The sequence below is a fragment of the Sphingomonas palmae genome (genome assembly GCF_900109565.1).
Taxonomy (GTDB): domain Bacteria; phylum Pseudomonadota; class Alphaproteobacteria; order Sphingomonadales; family Sphingomonadaceae; genus Sphingomonas; species Sphingomonas palmae.
Genome location: NZ_FNZZ01000004.1, coordinates 1 through 15,614, shown reverse-complemented (window position 1 = coordinate 15,614; position 15,614 = coordinate 1). Strand labels below are relative to the sequence as shown.

Below are 15,614 nucleotides of genomic sequence, written 5' to 3'. Positions count from 1 at the left end.
GCTGCGTCAGGGTCTGAACACGTTGGACCAGATGTAGGCGGCGACGGGTACGAAGCTCGCCGATGGTACCCCGAACGACACGGCATTGTCGTCGCGCGTGTAGAGATCGTGGTTGCCGTTCGCCACCGACACGAGGCCGACCGTGACGCCGCCGGGGCAATCGACGTAGGTCTGGTCGCGCGACGCGCCGGCGAGCTGCGTCCCCTTCAACTCAGCGCTGCAGCCCGCGGCGACCTTCCAAGCGGCGAGACTGTCGATCGCGCTCTGCCACCCGAGCGGTACGCCCAGCGCTTCGCGCGGGAGCACGACGCCGGGGAGCGTGTTGCCGCCGCCGTAGGGTATGATCGTGTCGGCGGTGCCGTGGAAGTCGAGCACGCTGACCGGGCGGCTCGGATGGCAGTCGTTGCGATTGAGCGGGTGCGCGATCGAGGCGATCGCGCGCACCACGTCGGCGGCCTCGCAGCCCAGTCGCTCGGCCATGCCGCCGCCGTTCGACCAGCCGGTAGCGTAGACCTTTTCAGGGTCGATATTGGCCTGCGCCTTTACCTGCGCGATCACCGCGCGCAGGAAGCCGACATCGTCGATGTTGGTGTCATAGGCGACGGTGCAGCAGCCGTTGCCGTTCCAGCTGTTCGCCACGCCTTGCGGCCACACGACGATGAAGCCGAGCTTCTCGGACTGTTGCTGCTGCCCGGACCGCGCCTGCTGATCAGCGCTATCCTTGGCGTGCCCGTGGATGTCGAGCGTCAGTGCGATCGGGCGGTCCCCCGTATAGTTTGCGGGAACGTGCACGCGGAAGGTGCGGAGGTTCAGCCCCTGCTGCATCGAGAAGTCGTGATCGCCCGGCGTCAGGCAGTTGCGCTGACACGGGGCCGCGCCGGCGGGCGCGGCTAGCGCGATGCCGATCGTCGCGCAGATGATCGTGGCGAGTCGCGTGATCCACATTCTCATGTCGCTCTCCTCTTCATGTCCGGGACATCCGGCGCGGTCGGATCATTGCTGATTGCTGGTGACGAAGGCCGAGGCCGGCGGCAGCGGCGGCAGCGGCACGAGATCGCCGTCGCCGACCAGTTCGGGCGGGAGCGGCGGGCTTCGGAACGCCGGCTTGGCGAGCTGCGGATTGGGGCCGGGCGGCGCCGCGGCGATCGTCGGAACGGGGAAAGGGCGGGTGACCGGCCCGCTGCCGAGCCGGCGTGCGTCGACGACGATCCGGGAAGACGGGCCCGCGCGGACCACGGTGACCTTGTCCGAAGCCCGGTCGTCGCGCTGGCAGGCGGTCAGCGCCAGCGCAGAGGCGCTGAGCAGAACACGCGCGATACCGACGTGGTGCCGATCCACCATCGCTCTCCCGTTCCCGTTCGACTCGCCGGCCGAATTCACGCGCTTTGTTGCATCACTATGTAGCGAGTGAACGAGGTTTGTTGAGCGCTTTGACGGCGCGTATGAATAAACACTCACCAGTTAGAGAATATCGTTGACACATTGGCCGGTGCGGTGGCACGCCGATGCCAGAGGCGCCGAAGAGCGCTCCCGCAGAGAGGATGATCAATGCTGTTCCTGAGACTGTCCGTTTCGAGCCTGGCGTTGTGCTCGACCGCCGCCTTCGCGCAGGTTGGTCCCGCCGAGAGCCCATCCGCCACGCAGGCCAAGCCCGCCGCGGCGCAATCCACGCAGAACCCGGTCGACGCGGCGCAGCCCTCGACCGACGCGTCGCCCGACGCGAATGACGACATCGTCGTCACCGCGGAACGCCGATCGACCAGTCTTCAGCGTACCGGCGTCGCGGCCAGCGTGCTGACCGGCGAGGACCTGGTCCAGAAGAGCGTCAACACGGTCGAGCAGCTGCAGTTCGCGACCCCGTCGCTGACCGTCAACACGTCGGGCCAGTCGAACAGCTTCAACATCCGCGGCATCGGCAAGTCCGAGATCACCACCTCGGTCGGCGTCGGCGTCATCACCTATCGCGACGGCGTCGCGACCTTCCCGGGCTATTTCCAGACCGAGCCCTACTACGACATTTCCTCGGTCGAGGTGCTGCGCGGGCCACAGGGCACGTTCGCGGGCGGCAACGCGACCGGCGGCGCGGTGTTCATCACCGAAACGAACCCGAGCTTCGACAAGATCGGCGGATTCGCGACCGCGCAATACGGCAATTACAACGACGTAAAGCTGCAGGGCGCGGTCAACGTGCCGCTGAGCGACACGCTGGCGATCCGCCTGGCGACCAATCACGAGTGGCGCGACACCTTCTCCAAGGTCAGCGGTCCTTACACCGGCAATCCCGGCGACCTGCGCGCGCACAGCGGCCGCGCCAGCCTGTTGTGGCAGCCCGACAGCCACCTGCGCGTGCTGGTGAAGGGCGATTACAACAACATCGAATATGGCGGCTTCCCGGCGTCACCGTCCTATTCGAACCTCGGCACCGCCGCCGCGCCGCGCTACGTTCCCAACCGCAGCGATCCGCTGGTCGTGTCGCTGAACGCGCCGCTCGCCGGTCGCGACGAGTTCGCGCGCGTGTCGGGCAACATCAGCTATACCTTCGACAGCGGGCTGACGATCCGCTCGATCACCGGCTGGCAGCAGGGCACCACGTCGGAGAAAATCGACGCGGACGGCACGTCGCGCGGCAATCCGGGCGTCAGCGTCGGCAACGACACGTTCGAGGACCATGCCAACGAATATATCTGGTCGCAGGAGGTCAACATCATCTCGCCCGACCGCGGGCGCTTCAACTGGCTGGTCGGCGGTTACTGGCAGTATGACAGCTACACCTTCCCCCCGGGCAACGGCTACGTGCTGCTGACGCCGAACAGCCTGGTCACCTCGCTGCGGATCGTCGGCACCAATCCGCGCACCGCGCTGGCGGGCTTCGCACAGGTCGGATACAAGCTGACCGACAATCTGGAGGTGACGCTGGGCGGGCGTTACTCGCGGACGACGACGCGCAACAACATCCTGGTGCCGCTGACGATCCCGGTGCTGAACCTCAACACCACGCTGGTCCAGAATGATTTCACCGCCAACAAGCGGTTCAACGGCAAGGCGGCGATCAACTGGACGATCGATCAGAACAACTTCTTCTACGCCTTTGTCGCGACCGGATCGAAGGCGGGCGGGCTGAACGGCAGCAACCTGTTCGGCGTCGCACCGCGCGCGTTCGATCCCGAGGACGTCACCGACTATGAGATCGGCGTGAAGAGCACGCTGCTGGGCGGACGACTGCGCACGCAGATCGGCGGCTATTACAATCGCTACAAGAATTTCCAGGTGACGATCGTCGATCCCACCATTCCGAGCTTCAACTCGATCTTCAACGTGCCCGAGGTAACCAAGCTCTACGGCGTCGAAGCGTCGGCGCAGGGCAAGTTCGGCAATCTCCAGCTCGACGCGAACACGTCGGTGTCGAATTCCGAGCTCGGCACCTTCTACGCCTTCGATCCGCGCACCCCGCATACGGGTGCGTGCAACGCGGTCACGGGACCAGCCACCACCACCGGCTGCATCGATCTGGGCGGGCGTCGTCAGCCCTATGCGCCGCGTTTCACGCTGAGCGTCGGGGCGCAATATGCCTTTGATCTCGGATCGGATGCCACGCTGACGCCGCGTGTCGACTTCGCGCACATCGCGCAGGTGTGGGGCACGCTGTTCCAGCGTAGCGACCTCGGCGACAATCTGGGCGAGCGCAACATCCTCAACGCGCAGCTGACGTTCGTGAAGGGGCAGGTGTCGGTGAGCGGTTACGGCACCAACCTGACCGACCAGCATTACGTCGGCTCGCTGACCTCGCTTCGCCTGCGCCTGCCGGGTGCGCCGCGCCAGTACGGCATCCGTGTCAGCACCAAGTTCTGACGGCAGGGGTGCTCACTCCGCCGGCCGATCACGCGGACACATTGAGGGACCGGTCATGACTGCCATACCACGCGCGGGGGCGTTCACGCCCCGCGCCTTCCCGGAAGCGCTGCCGGAGGCGGAGACGAACCCGGGATCGATGCAGCCCTACGCGCTGACACTCGATCGCTTCATCGACCACGCGGCCAGGTGGCACGGCGCGGCCGAAGTCGTGACCGGGGGCGAGGGGAAGCGCGCACGCATCGGTTATGCCGCGCTGCGCGAGCGGGCGAACCTTCTGTCGGGTGCGTTCGCGGCGCTGGGGCTGCGTGCGGGCGACCATCTGGCGACGCTGGCGTGGAACAGCCAGGCGCACATGGAATGCTGGTTCGGCGCGATGGGCAGCGGGATCGTCTGCCACACGCTCAATCCGCGTCTCGCCGCCGCGCATCTGGCCGGCATGATCCATCAGGCGCGCAATCGCGTGCTCGCGGTCAGTCCGGGTCTGGGCGCGCTGGTGGACGAACTGGTCGCGCGCTGCCCGACCATCGAACATGTCATCGTCCTGGACGAGCCCGGCGTCGACGCGCCGCTGCCGGTTGCCGGCGGCGTGCGGGTCTGGCGTCTCGATGACCTGATCGCGGCGCACGGCGCGCCGACGCGCTGGGGCGGGTTCGACGAGAACGCGCCCGCCGGCCTGTGCTTCACCTCGGGCACGACCGGCGCGCCCAAGGGCGTGACCTATACCCACCGCTCGAACTACCTGCACACGGTTCATACGCTCGCGACCGACGTGATTGGCATCTCGGCGCGCGACGTGGTGCTGGTCGGCGTGCCGATGTTCCACGCCAACGGCTGGGGGTTCGCGTTCGCGGGACCCGCGACCGGCGCGACGCTGGTGATGCCCGGCCGCAACCAGGACGGCGCCAGCCTCGCGCGGCTGATCGTGGACGAAGGCGTGACCGTCGCCGCGGGCGTGGCGACATTGTGGCTCGGCCTCGTCGATCACCTGGAGCGCACGGGCGGCGATGTGCCGTCGCTTCGGCGCGTGCTGCTGGGCGGTGCGCCGGTGCCGCAGGCGCTGATGGACCGGCTCGAGCAGCGATTGGGCGTCGTCGTACAGACCAGCTGGGGCATGACCGAGCTGTCGCCGGTCGGGACGATCACGCCCGCCAATGCCGCCGACCGCCGCGCCGACCGATCGGGCAGGCCGCCGCTCGGTGTCGACCTGCGCCTGGTCGACGAAGAAGGCGTGGCGCTGCCCGAACAGCGCGACGGCGAGGGACGATTGCAGGTTCGCGGCGCCAGCGCGGTGGAGCGCTACTTCGGTCACGACACCGTGTCGACGGACGCCGAAGGATGGTTCGACACCGGCGACCTCGCGCGGATCGATGCCGACGGAACGCTGTCGATCACCGGCCGTGCCAAGGACCTGATCAAGTCCGGGGGCGAGTGGATCAACCCCGGCGAGATCGAGGCGATCGTCGGCGCGCTGCCCGAAGTCGCGCTGGTGGCCGTGGTCGGCCGCATCCATGAGAAGTGGGGCGAGCGGCCGGTGCTGATCGTCGAGCAGCGCCAGGGCAGTGCGTTGAGCGACGAGCAATTGCTGGGCGCACTGCGTGGTCGCGTTGCCGGCTGGTGGCTGCCCGACGAGATCGTGCGCGTCGACGCGATGCCGCTCGCGCAGACGGGCAAGATCGACAAGATGCGGTTGCGCCGCGATGTCGCGCGCGGGGCAGCGACGCTTCAGGGGTGAGGGTAACGAGATGATGGCCGGCAAAAGATCGCTGTTCTGGGTCGGTGCACTCTCGGTTGCCGCGATGTCCGCCAGCGCCGAGCCGGCGCATTGGGCGGCCAGCTGGGCCGCGCCGCCGGCGCCTCCGTCGCTAGCGGTGCCGAACCTGCCGACGTCGTTCATCACGCCGTCGTTCAGGAACCAGACGATCGTGCAGGTCGTGCGGCTGAGCCGCGGCGGCCGGGCGCTACGCCTGCGCCTCACCAACGAATATGGCACGGAGCCGCTGCGGATCGGTGCGGCGCGGATCGCGCTGGTCGATGAGGCGGGGAGGGTGATCGAGCAAACCCGGCGGCGCGTGACGTTCGCCGGCGCGCGTGAGGCGCGGGTCCCGGCGGGCGTACCGTGGGTGAGCGATCCCGTCGCCTTGTCCGTGCCCGATCGCGCGCGCGTGCAGATCGCGCTCTACCTGCCCGACGACACCGGTCCGTGCACCTGCCACGCCACGGCAGGCGCGACCGGCCTGGCATCGCCGCCGGGCGACTATACCGACAAGCCGTTCGCGCCGGCCGGCACCTTCTCGGCCCGCGCATTCGTGTCGGAAGTCGATGTGGTGACGAGCGCTGCGCCTCACGTCGTGGTCGCATTCGGGGACTCGATCACCGACGGTTATCAGTCGAGTGCCGACGCCGATCGTCGCTGGCCCGATCAGCTGGTCAGGCGACTTGCCACGCGCGGTCGTGCGGCGATTTCGATGGCGAATGCGGGTCTGAGCGGCAACCGAATCCTGCTCGACGGCGTGCCCGCATTGTTCGGCCAGAGCGCGGTCGCGCGGTTCGACCGCGACGTGCTGGCGGTGCCGGGCGTCGGCACGGTGATCGTCCTCCTCGGCATCAACGACATCGGCCAGAAGAGAGCGACGCCGGTCACCGCCGCGGAGATCATCGCGGGCTACCGGCAGCTGATCGACCGCGCGCACGCCAAGGGGCTGCGGATCGTCGGCGGCACGATGCTGCCCTACGAGGGCGCACCTTATTACCGGGTCGAGGGGGACAAGGTCCGGGTGGCGGTCAACGACTGGATCCGCAGCGCGCGCGCATTCGACGCGGTGATCGATTTCGACCGGGCGATGCGCGACCCGTCCCGTCCGGCGCGACTGCGGCCTGAGCTGCAATCGGGTGACTGGCTCCACCCGAATGACGCGGGCTACAAGGTGATGGCCGACGCGGTGGACGCCGCCGTTCTGCGGTAAGCGTGTCGGCGCCGCCGCCTGCGCGGCGCCGGCGTCAGTCGCAGCCCGCCGTTTTCGCCGGCAGCGTCGGCGCGGAAAGGCCGACGTTCCAGTTCCACGCCTGCGTGCCGTCGGCGCGGCGGCGACACATCACCGTCTCGTTCAGCTCGAACATGCCCGGCATCAACGCAGTGCGCACACGGGGTGTATCGGTGATGTGGAGATAGGCGCGATCCTTGCCGAAGGCGGGCCAGGCGGGCGCATTCCGGCTGGTCGGCACGCCGTTCCGCGCGAAGCTCGCCCAATAATCGACCATCGCCGACGACAGCGCGTGCTCGGCGGGCGTGTCGGGGATCGCGGGCCAGTTCGGCCCGGCGGCCTTCACCGTCCCGAACACGTAGGGCAGTTCGCTGGCGTGAAAGGCGTGCAGGTCGGTCGCGTCCATCGCGGGATAGCCGTGGTCGAACAGGTAGAGATAGGCGCGCTGGCCGAGCGCCTGCTGCTTGCGCGCGAGGCGCTCCGCGGTCCAGCCGTAGAGCGCGTCGCGTGGTGCCTCGAGGATGCTCTCCTGATAGTCTGCCGCCGGGTATAGCCGCAGGAACGCGTCGGCGAGATCGCCGTAGCGCCCGCGGATCGCCTGTTCATACGCTGCCGCCGACGTCGGTGCCTTCGCCGCCAGCACGCGTAGCGAGCGGATCTCGCCCTGGTTGAAACCGGTCAGGATCGGCACCGCGGCCTGCTTGCCCTCATCGAACGTTGTCGTCATCTGCGCGGGCAGGATCTGGCCATCGACGGTGCCGATGGGGAAGAAGCCGAGCTTGGCGGCGCGGTCGGTCAGTTCCTGCGCGCTCATCGCGCGCAGGCCGGCGAGGTCGGGCGCCTTCAACCCCGCCTGCAGCATCTGCCCCATCGCCTCGCCCGACGGCATGCCGTAGGCGGCGCGGCGCAGTTCGGGCAGCGAGATCATGTACGCGCTCTCCGCCACCGCCTTGTTGAACAACCCGCGCGCGGTTGGCGCCTCCATCAGGAACATGACGCTGAGCGCGCCGGCCGATTCGCCCGCGATCGTAACGTTGCGCGCATCGCCGCCGAAGCCTGCGATGTTGCGCCTGACCCATTGAAGCGCGGCGATCTGATCGAGAAGGCCGTAATTGCCCGATACGTGCTGCCCGCTCTCCTGGCTGAGCGCGGGATGCGCCATCCAGCCGAGCGCGCCGAGGCGGTAGTTGATCGACACGACGACGATCCCGCGCTTCGCCAGTTCGCGCCCGTCGTAGGTGACCTCGCGGCTCGACCCCGCGACCAGCGAGCCGCCGTGTATCCACACGAACACGGGCGCCTTGGTCGCGTGTTTGGGCGTCCAGACGTTGAGCGACAGACAATCCTCGTTCGTCGGCAGCGGCGCGGGCGGCGTGTAGACGTTGGGCGCCTTGGGCGTCGGCTGGATACAGGCCGGACCGAAGTCGGTCGCCGCGCGGACGCTCGTCCAGGCGGGTGCGGGGACGGGCGGTTTCCAGCGCAGGCTACCGATCGGCGCCTGCGCGTAGGGGATGCCCCTGAACACGCGGATGTCGCCGTCGAGCGTACCCGCGACGGGCCCGGCGGGCGCACGCACCACCGGCGCTGGGTTCTGCGCGGCGGTGGCGACGGGAGTGAGCAGTGCGCTAGCAGCGAGCAGCAGGTGGTGGTGGTGGCGGATCATGCGGCAATGCTCCGGACGGTGCCGCGCAGCCGGCGCGCGAGCGCGAGGAAGATCAGCACGGCGAGAATGTAGAAAGGCGCGAGCGAGTAGAGCGCCAGTTGCAGCGCGTGCGCGTGACCTCCGGCGGACAGCCGGTCGCTCGCCCAGCCGACATAGGTCGGGCCTAGACCGAGGCCGATGAAATTCATGACCAGGAGCAGCAGCGCGCCCGACATGACGCGCTCGTCGGGGCGGACCTCTTCCTGCACCAGCGCGACCGAGCAGGAGAGATAGAAGTAGTTGAACAGCATCACGACCGTCAGCAGCGCGAGTGCCAGCGGCCAGCCCGGCGCCCAGACGAACGCGACGTAGAAAGGCAGCGCGACCGCGAGCGAGATCGCGGGGGCGAGCGCGTAGACGGTGCGCGAGCGGGCGACGAAACGGTCGATCACGCGCCCCGATACCAGCATGCCGCCGCCCATGCCGATCACCACGACGAGCGCGTACCAGATTGCGACGTCGGTCAGCAGCATGCCCTTCTCGCGCATCAGGAACAGCACCGCGAAATTGCCGAGGCCGTAGGTGACGAACTGCGTCGCCCCGCTGCCGAGTGCGGCGAGCATCAGCGTGCGGTGCGTGAAGAACATCCGCATCGTGCCGAGGAACGGAGCCTTTCCGACGCTTGCGGCGGCATTGCCGTGGTCCATGCCGCCGCGCACCGGATCGCGCAGCACCAGCTTGACCGCGATCGCGGTGACGATGCCGACCACGCCGATCGAGACGAAGGCGTCGCGCCAGTCGAACAATGTCGCGATCGTCGCACCGAACGCGATCCCGATCGCCGCGCCGATCGCGGGGCCGAGATTGAAGATCGCGAGCGCGGTGCCGCGCCGTCGCGGCGGGAAGCTGTCGGTGATCAGCGCGTAGGACGGCGGCACGCCGCCCGCCTCGCCGAAGCCGACCAGCATGCGCGCGCCGACCAGCTGCGCGTAATTGCCCGCCATTCCGCAGCCGATCGTCGCGACGCTCCAGATCCCGCAGGCGAGCGACACGATCGAGACGCGGTTGGTGCGATCGGCGAGCCAGCCGACGGGGATTGCGATGAAGCAGTAGAACATCGCGAAATAGAGCCCGCCGATCAGTCCCAGCTGCCCGTCACTGACGTGCAGCGTGTCCTGAATCGGTTTGGCGAGGATGCCGAGCAGCTGCCGGTCGAGAAAGTTGATCACGTAGACGAAGGTCAAGAGCGCCAGCATCACGCGCGGGTGGCGCGGCAATCGCGCGGTCTCGCGGGTGGCAATCGGCGCGTCGGGACGCACACCGGCGACAGCACCGCCCGGCAATGCGGCATTGATCGAGCTGCTCACGCGCATGCTCTCCTCTCCTGTTCTTGGACGCAGCATGCGCGTGATCGGGGACCCGTGTCAACAAACGCTATCGTGGGTGTGAATGTTGCTGCGCGCAGCTGATCGCTTGACGCTCGCGCAAGGTGGTTGGCACAGTCGGATGCGTGACCACCGCACCCACACCCAAGCGCCGTTCGAAGAAGGCCGAGCAGCGCGCCGAGATGACCGAGCAGATCCTAGACGTGTCGGAGGAGCTGTTCTCGCGCCACGGATTGCACGGCGTGACACTGAAGGACGTGGCCAAGCGCGTCGGCGTCCACCACACGCTGCTCAATTATTATTTCACCGACAAGAAGGCGCTGTTCGACGCGGTGTTCGCGCGGCGCGCGGTGGTGACGAGCCAGACGCGGATGCGCGCGCTCGACGATTACGAGGCGGCGTGCGGGGGCGCGCCGACGATCGAGGGTGCGCTGCACGCCTTCCTCGACACCGACCTCGACCTCTACATCGAGGGCGGTGAGGGGTGGAAGAACTACGCCGCGCTGGGTGCGCAGGTCGCCAACACGCCCGAATGGGGCGCGGAGTTGATGGACGAATATTTCGATCCGGTCGTGCTGCGGCTGATCGGGTTGCTCGAGCGCGCGCTGCCAGACTGTCCGCGCGAGGACATCCTGTGGGGCTACCATTTCGTCACCGGCTCGCTGATGCTGACGCTCGCGCGGACGGGTCGCATCGACAAGCTGTCGGACGGCCTATGCCGCTCCGACGACTTCCTCGCGGTCAAGCAGCGCATGGCGACCTTCATGGCCGCGGGCTTTCGCGCGGTTTGTGCAGCAAAGGTGGCGTGAAGCTGCACCTGGATGTACGCGAGCGATCATGAACGAACGCGACCATCAGCATCTGCGCCGCTGCGTCGATCTCGCGGCGCAGGCGGTCGACGCGGGCGATCAGCCGTTCGGCTCCATTCTCGTCTCTGACGCGGGTGAGGTGTTGTTCGAGGATCGCAACCGCGTCGGCGGCGGCGACCCGACCCGCCACCCCGAGTTCGCGATCGTTCGCTGGGCGGTCGAGCATCTGTCACCCGACCAGCGGCGCGCGGCGACGGTCTACACCTCGGGCGAGCATTGCGCGATGTGTGCAGCCGCGCACGGCCTCGCGGGGCTGGGGCGGATCGTCTACGCGACCTCCACGGTCCAGCTCGGCGAGTGGCTGCGGGAACTCGGCCGTCCCACGCTCGGTATCGCGCCACTCAGGATCACCGACGTCATCCTGGACGCCGAGGTCGAGGGGCCGGTGGAAGCGTTTGCGGGCGAGGTGCGCGCGCTCCACGCCCGCGCGAAGCGCTGAACCGATGATCGAAGCGGCCTGATCGTCAGGCGCGCGCGCGTCCCCAGCCGTCGCGCTCGGCAAAGAGCTTCTGCATCTCGGCCATGTTCTGCGTGCCCCACTGGCATAACGGCTCCAGTGCCTGCGCGAGGCTCTGTCCGGTCGGTGTGAGCGTATAGTCGACCCGGGGCGGTACCTCATTATAGTCGTTGCGGCTTAGGACGCCGTCCGCCTCCAGCTCCTTCAGCTGCTGGATCAGCACCTTGTCGCTGACGTCGCGAATGGCGCGCTTCAGCTCGCCGTAGCGGGTCGGGCCGCGCAGCAGGAAGTAGAGGATCAGCGGCTTCCACTTTCCCGAGATGATCTTCAGCGTGGCGTCGAGCCCGCAGGTGAAGGCGGGAGCGGCGAGGGTGGCGCTTGGCGCATCGGCGTGGCGGGTATCGGACATTTCTCGTACTTACCAAAAGGTGCATACTTGTCGCAAGGTGTGCGGATGGTCAGCTGCGTGCAACCAATCACTGGAGGCATGTATGACCAGGCTTGAAGGAAAGATCGCGATCATCACCGGGGGTGGCACCGGTATCGGCTTGGCGTCGGCGCGGCGCTTCGTCGCGGAAGGGGCGTTCGTCTACCTGTTCGGGCGCAGGGCCGACAAACTGGAGGCAGCGGCGGAAATACTCGGCGCGCAGGCGCGAGCGGTCGCGGGATCGGTCACCGACGCGGCTGATCTGGACCGGTTGTTCGACACCGTAAGGCGGGAGCATAGCAGGCTCGACATCCTGTTCGCCAATGCCGGCACCGGTGCGCTGCTGCCCTTGCCCGAGATCACGCCGGAGCACGTCGACGCGACCTTCGACGTCAACGTGAAGGGCACCATCTTCACCGTGCAGAAGGCCTTGCCGCTGATGGCGCGGGGTGGGTCGGTCATCCTCACCGGGTCGACGACCGGCGTCATGGGCACGCCGGCGTTCAGCGTCTACAGCGCATCGAAGGCGGCAGTCCGCAATTTCGCGCGCAGCTGGGCGCAGGACCTGCGGGGGACGGGTATCCGCGTCAATGTCCTGTCACCCGGACCGACGCTGACCGAGCTCGCCGCCGAGGTCGTCGGGCGCGACGCCATGATCGAGATGGGCGCGACGACGCCGATCGGCCATGTCGGCGATCCGTCCGAGGTAGCAGCCGCCGCCGCCTTTCTCGCGTCGTCGGACAGCAGCTTCATGACCGGCAGCGAGCTGTTCACCGACGGTGGTCTGGCGCAGATCTGATGTGGCACCAACGCCACTCCACATGACCTGGACGTAGGTGTTGCAAGATGCGCGGCGGGCGAGGCCTGGTCTTCTCCGGGCCACCCGCCGCGCGCATGCCCCTCACCGGCGTTCCGTGTCGCTCTTCGCACGCTCAGCCAGGAACGGCTCTGCGGCATTCCACGTCGGCCAGGTCGCGCCGCTGGCGATCTCACGTCCGAGTGCGTAGGCGACGCTGCCTTCCTGTGCCGCACCGGTCATGTCCCAGTTCGGTTTGAACTCGTCGCAGGTCTGGTGATAGCAGTCGGCGTTGTAGCGTGCTCGCTCGCGTTCGCCCGCTGCCTTGCCGCCGTTCACGAGATCGCGACCGGCACGGAAATAGACGCCGGGCACGCCTTTTTGCGCGAGCGCGTAATGGTCGGAGCGGTAATACCAGCCCGCTTCGGTATTCTCCTCGGGCACGATGTGCAGGCCTTGTGTCGCTGCCACGCGGGACAGGTCGGCCTCCAGCGGGGTGCGCCCGACGCCGATCAGTTCGAGGTCGCGCGTGCGCCCGAGCACGACGTGCGGGTCGAGATTGAACTGCGCCGCAGTGGTCGCGAGCGGCAGCGCCGGATGATCGGCGTACCAGCTCGCGCCGAGCAACCCCTTTTCCTCCGCCGTCCAGAGCGCGAACACGACCGAGCGACGCAGGCGGGGAGCTTTCGAGAATGCGCGCGCGATCTCGAGCAGCGTTGCGGTGCCGGTGCCATTGTCGACCGCGCCGTTGCGGATGCGATCGACGGGCGGATCGAATGCGTTTTCGCCGTAAGCGTCCCAGTGCGCACCGTAGAGGATGCTGCCGGCTTTCGGATCAGTCCCGGGCAGCACGCCGACGACGTTGTGGCTCACCGCGCGATCAAGGCTGGTGCGTACGTTGGCCGAGAAGGTGACGCCCTTCAGCTCGACGCCGCGGAACGTCGTCGCCTGCGCGGCACGTTTGGCGGCTGCATAGTCGAGCCCACCCTGGCGCAGCATGGCGACGCCGATGTCGCCCCGCAGCGTGCCGCGAATGCCGAACGCTGGCGGGACGGTGCCGGTGTCGAGTGCATAGCCTGGGACCGCGTCGCTGTTGGCGAGCTGAAGCCAGGGATAGCTCGACGGAAACGTATCGTGGATCTGGAAGAAGGCTGCGGCACCGCGCTTCTGCGCCTCGGCCAATTTGGTACGCGCGGCAGGGCTCGATGCGCGTCCCCCGAAGCCCAGGTCCTTGCCGGCCTCGACATCAGGGTCACCCGCGAGCGCCACCACCACCTTGCCGCGTACATCGAGCCCGCGATACGGATCGTAGCCGAGCCGCGGCTCCACCACGCCGTAGCCGACGAAGACGACGGGTGCCCGCTCAAGCGTGGTCATGCCGACGATCCGCGACGACGCCGCGATCTCGACACCGGGGTTGAGCGTGCGGGCCTCTCCGTTCAGTGAAATCTCGAATTGCGCCGCGTCGCGGGTCCAGCGCAGGAGCGGCACTGTTTGCCGATAACCTTTGTCACCCTCCGGCTTCAGACCGAGTGCAGCGAAGCGCTGCTCGAGAAAGGCGAGGGTGATCGGCTCACCTGCTTGCGTTGGTCCCCGCCCGTGAAAGCTGTCGGCGCTTAATGTCTTCACATCGGCCTTGATCCGTGCAGGCGATAGGATCGGCAACGCCGGATCAGTCGGGGCGGCACTTGCCGCGGTCGAGGTGGCGAGAAGCAGAAGCGGGAGCCAGCGTGTCATGGTCGCAGCGTGACGTGCCGCTGGCGTCGTTGCAAGCCGACATGTACGCTTCGGCCGCGCTGACGCTCACCGAAGGCGTCAACGCTCCGTCATGGCCGCGGACGAGCAATCAGGCATTCTGCGCATGGAACCGACAGCTTCGATGTGGTGAGCCGACGCACAACGGCGTAAGGCGGGCGCAACACACCTTGCCGGATACCGCCATGCGCTACGCTTCCCTGCTCGTCCTCACGTTCGCGAGCGTGCCCGCACTGCTCGCCGCACAGACCAGCACGCCGCGCTACCAACCCTGGGGGTTGGAGCTTCAGAACATGGACAAGAGTGTGAAGCCCGGCGACGATTTCTACGCCTATGCCGAAGGTACGTGGCTGCGCGACCACGCCATTCCTGCCGACAAGATCGGGGCTGGCTACAATTACGACCTGCCCGACGAGATCGAGGGACAGGTGCGCCGTATCGTCGAGAACGCGGCTGCGCACCCGCAGGACGCGACAGCCCGCAAGGTCGGCGATTTCTACGCCGCCTGGATGGATGCGCCCGGCATCGAGCAGCGCGGGCTGGCGCCGGTCAAGCCGTGGCTGGCGCGGATCGACGCGGTCACGACGCGCCCGCAGCTCGTGCAGCTGATGATGCGCCCCGGCTTTGCCTCGCCGGTCAACATCGGTATCTCGACCGATGCCGACGATCCGACGCGCTACATGGCCGATGCCGGGCAGGCGCGGCTGGGATTGCCGACGCGCGACTATTACCTGCTGAGCGGCGACAAGTATGACGCGATCCGGCGTGCCTATCGCGCCTATCTGGTTCGTATCCAGACGCTCGCCGGCATCACCGGTGCGGAAGCCAAGGCAGACCGCATCATCGCGCTGGAAACGCGGCTGAGCCAGGATCAGTGGACGCCCGAACAGCGCCGCGATCCGGTCAAGACGCACAATCCGATGACGCGTGCGGCGCTCACCACGCTCGCGCCCGAGTTCGATTGGACCCCGACGCTCGCCAGCATGGGACTGGGCAATGCCGAGCGCGTCAACGTGTCGGAGCCGAGTGCGGTCGCCGCGGCGTCGAAGCGGATCGGCGACGTGCCGCTGTCGACGTGGAAGGAGTGGATGACGGCGCGCTTCCTCTCGAATGCCGCTCCGTTTCTGCCGGCCGCGTTTGATCAGGCGAACTTCGACTTCTACTCGAAGACGTTGCGCGGCGTGCCCGAGCAGCGCGCGCGCTGGAAGCGCGGCATGGGGTTGATCGACAATGCGCTGGGCGAGGCGGTCGGCGCGATCTACGTACGGGAGTATTGGTCGCCCACGACGCAGGCGAAGGCCGATGAGCTCGTCGGCGACATGCAGGCCGCGTACAAGGACAAGATCGAAGCGGCGACGTGGATGGACGATGCGACGCGACGCGCCGCACTAGCCAAGCTGGCGACCTTCGATCCCCGCGTCGGCCATCCGAAGAAGTGGATCGACTATTC

Annotated in this window: 13 protein-coding genes; 7 read left to right on the top strand and 6 right to left on the bottom strand. The window is 67.7% G+C overall.

Going from position 1 to position 15,614, the window contains the following annotated elements; all coding sequences use genetic code 11:
- Nucleotides 1–6: 6 nt before the first annotated feature.
- Nucleotides 7–951, bottom strand: a complete 945-nt coding sequence (locus BMW51_RS10205) for a CE1 family esterase (RefSeq protein WP_093006087.1) — start codon at nt 949–951, stop codon at nt 7–9.
- Between the two features lie 42 nt (nt 952–993).
- Nucleotides 994–1,341 (bottom strand): hypothetical protein, encoded by a 348-nt coding sequence (locus BMW51_RS10200; protein WP_093006085.1) that lies wholly within the window; start codon nt 1,339–1,341, stop codon nt 994–996.
- 207 nt (nt 1,342–1,548) lie between these two features.
- On the opposite strand from BMW51_RS10200, the gene BMW51_RS10195 reads away from it, so the two are divergent.
- The 3 genes from BMW51_RS10195 to BMW51_RS10185 are packed head-to-tail and all read left to right on the top strand — an operon-like array spanning nt 1,549 to nt 6,815.
- Entirely contained in the window at nt 1,549–3,849 is a 2,301-nt protein-coding gene (locus BMW51_RS10195; protein WP_093006083.1) for a TonB-dependent receptor, read from the top strand.
- A 55-nt stretch (nt 3,850–3,904) separates the two neighbouring features.
- Nucleotides 3,905–5,584, top strand: a complete 1,680-nt coding sequence (locus tag BMW51_RS10190; protein WP_342723847.1) for an AMP-binding protein — start codon at nt 3,905–3,907, stop codon at nt 5,582–5,584.
- Nucleotides 5,585–5,597: 13 nt separating this feature from the next.
- Entirely contained in the window at nt 5,598–6,815 is a 1,218-nt protein-coding gene (locus BMW51_RS10185) for an SGNH/GDSL hydrolase family protein (RefSeq protein ID WP_177171628.1), read from the top strand.
- 34 nt (nt 6,816–6,849) lie between these two features.
- Here BMW51_RS10185 and BMW51_RS10180 read toward each other — a convergent pair whose 3' ends face one another.
- Nucleotides 6,850–8,496 (bottom strand): carboxylesterase/lipase family protein, encoded by a 1,647-nt coding sequence (locus tag BMW51_RS10180; protein ID WP_093006079.1) that lies wholly within the window; start codon nt 8,494–8,496, stop codon nt 6,850–6,852.
- Nucleotides 8,493–9,848: a spinster family MFS transporter gene (locus tag BMW51_RS10175; RefSeq protein ID WP_093006077.1), complete on the bottom strand. Its 1,356-nt coding sequence runs from the start codon at nt 9,846–9,848 to the stop codon at nt 8,493–8,495. Before BMW51_RS10175 ends, BMW51_RS10180 begins: the two co-directional genes overlap by 4 nt.
- A 194-nt stretch (nt 9,849–10,042) precedes the next feature.
- Between BMW51_RS10175 and BMW51_RS10170 the strand changes: the two genes are divergently transcribed.
- Together BMW51_RS10170 and BMW51_RS10165 are read left to right on the top strand one after the other, a co-directional pair.
- Complete coding sequence (locus BMW51_RS10170; protein WP_093006788.1) at nt 10,043–10,669, top strand: TetR/AcrR family transcriptional regulator; 627 nt, start codon at nt 10,043–10,045, stop codon at nt 10,667–10,669.
- A gap of 28 nt (nt 10,670–10,697) precedes the next feature.
- Nucleotides 10,698–11,168 carry a nucleoside deaminase gene (locus tag BMW51_RS10165; RefSeq protein WP_218139385.1) on the top strand — a complete coding sequence of 157 codons (471 nt, stop codon included), beginning with the start codon at nt 10,698–10,700 and terminating at the stop codon, nt 11,166–11,168.
- A 25-nt stretch (nt 11,169–11,193) separates the two neighbouring features.
- Here the strand turns inward: BMW51_RS10165 and BMW51_RS10160 are convergent, their stop codons facing one another.
- On the bottom strand, nt 11,194–11,595 hold the full coding sequence (locus tag BMW51_RS10160; protein WP_093006075.1) for a winged helix-turn-helix transcriptional regulator: 402 nt from the start codon (nt 11,593–11,595) through the stop codon (nt 11,194–11,196).
- Between the two features lie 82 nt (nt 11,596–11,677).
- Here BMW51_RS10160 and BMW51_RS10155 point away from each other — a divergent pair, with 82 nt between their 5' ends.
- Entirely contained in the window at nt 11,678–12,412 is a 735-nt protein-coding gene (locus tag BMW51_RS10155; RefSeq protein ID WP_093006073.1) for an SDR family NAD(P)-dependent oxidoreductase, read from the top strand.
- A 102-nt stretch (nt 12,413–12,514) separates the two neighbouring features.
- Here BMW51_RS10155 and BMW51_RS10150 read toward each other — a convergent pair whose 3' ends face one another.
- Entirely contained in the window at nt 12,515–14,146 is a 1,632-nt protein-coding gene (locus BMW51_RS10150; RefSeq protein WP_093006071.1) for a M28 family peptidase, read from the bottom strand.
- A gap of 203 nt (nt 14,147–14,349) precedes the next feature.
- Between BMW51_RS10150 and BMW51_RS10145 the strand changes: the two genes are divergently transcribed.
- Nucleotides 14,350–15,614: M13 family metallopeptidase (locus tag BMW51_RS10145; RefSeq protein WP_245708416.1), on the top strand; the 1,265-nt coding region annotated here is incomplete at its 3' end.

What these genes read in the sequence shown, in the direction of transcription:
- BMW51_RS10205 (WP_093006087.1), bottom strand. Translation starts at nt 951, where the DNA reads ATGAGAATGTGGATCACGCGACTCGCCACGATCATCTGCGCGACGATC.
- BMW51_RS10200 (WP_093006085.1), bottom strand. Translation starts at nt 1,341, where the DNA reads ATGGTGGATCGGCACCACGTCGGTATCGCGCGTGTTCTGCTCAGCGCC.
- BMW51_RS10195 (WP_093006083.1), top strand. Translation starts at nt 1,549, where the DNA reads ATGCTGTTCCTGAGACTGTCCGTTTCGAGCCTGGCGTTGTGCTCGACC.
- BMW51_RS10190 (WP_342723847.1), top strand. Translation starts at nt 3,905, where the DNA reads ATGACTGCCATACCACGCGCGGGGGCGTTCACGCCCCGCGCCTTCCCG.
- BMW51_RS10185 (WP_177171628.1), top strand. Translation starts at nt 5,598, where the DNA reads ATGGCCGGCAAAAGATCGCTGTTCTGGGTCGGTGCACTCTCGGTTGCC.
- BMW51_RS10180 (WP_093006079.1), bottom strand. Translation starts at nt 8,496, where the DNA reads ATGATCCGCCACCACCACCACCTGCTGCTCGCTGCTAGCGCACTGCTC.
- BMW51_RS10175 (WP_093006077.1), bottom strand. Translation starts at nt 9,848, where the DNA reads ATGCGCGTGAGCAGCTCGATCAATGCCGCATTGCCGGGCGGTGCTGTC.
- BMW51_RS10170 (WP_093006788.1), top strand. Translation starts at nt 10,043, where the DNA reads ATGACCGAGCAGATCCTAGACGTGTCGGAGGAGCTGTTCTCGCGCCAC.
- BMW51_RS10165 (WP_218139385.1), top strand. Translation starts at nt 10,698, where the DNA reads ATGAACGAACGCGACCATCAGCATCTGCGCCGCTGCGTCGATCTCGCG.
- BMW51_RS10160 (WP_093006075.1), bottom strand. Translation starts at nt 11,595, where the DNA reads ATGTCCGATACCCGCCACGCCGATGCGCCAAGCGCCACCCTCGCCGCT.
- BMW51_RS10155 (WP_093006073.1), top strand. Translation starts at nt 11,678, where the DNA reads ATGACCAGGCTTGAAGGAAAGATCGCGATCATCACCGGGGGTGGCACC.
- BMW51_RS10150 (WP_093006071.1), bottom strand. Translation starts at nt 14,146, where the DNA reads ATGACACGCTGGCTCCCGCTTCTGCTTCTCGCCACCTCGACCGCGGCA.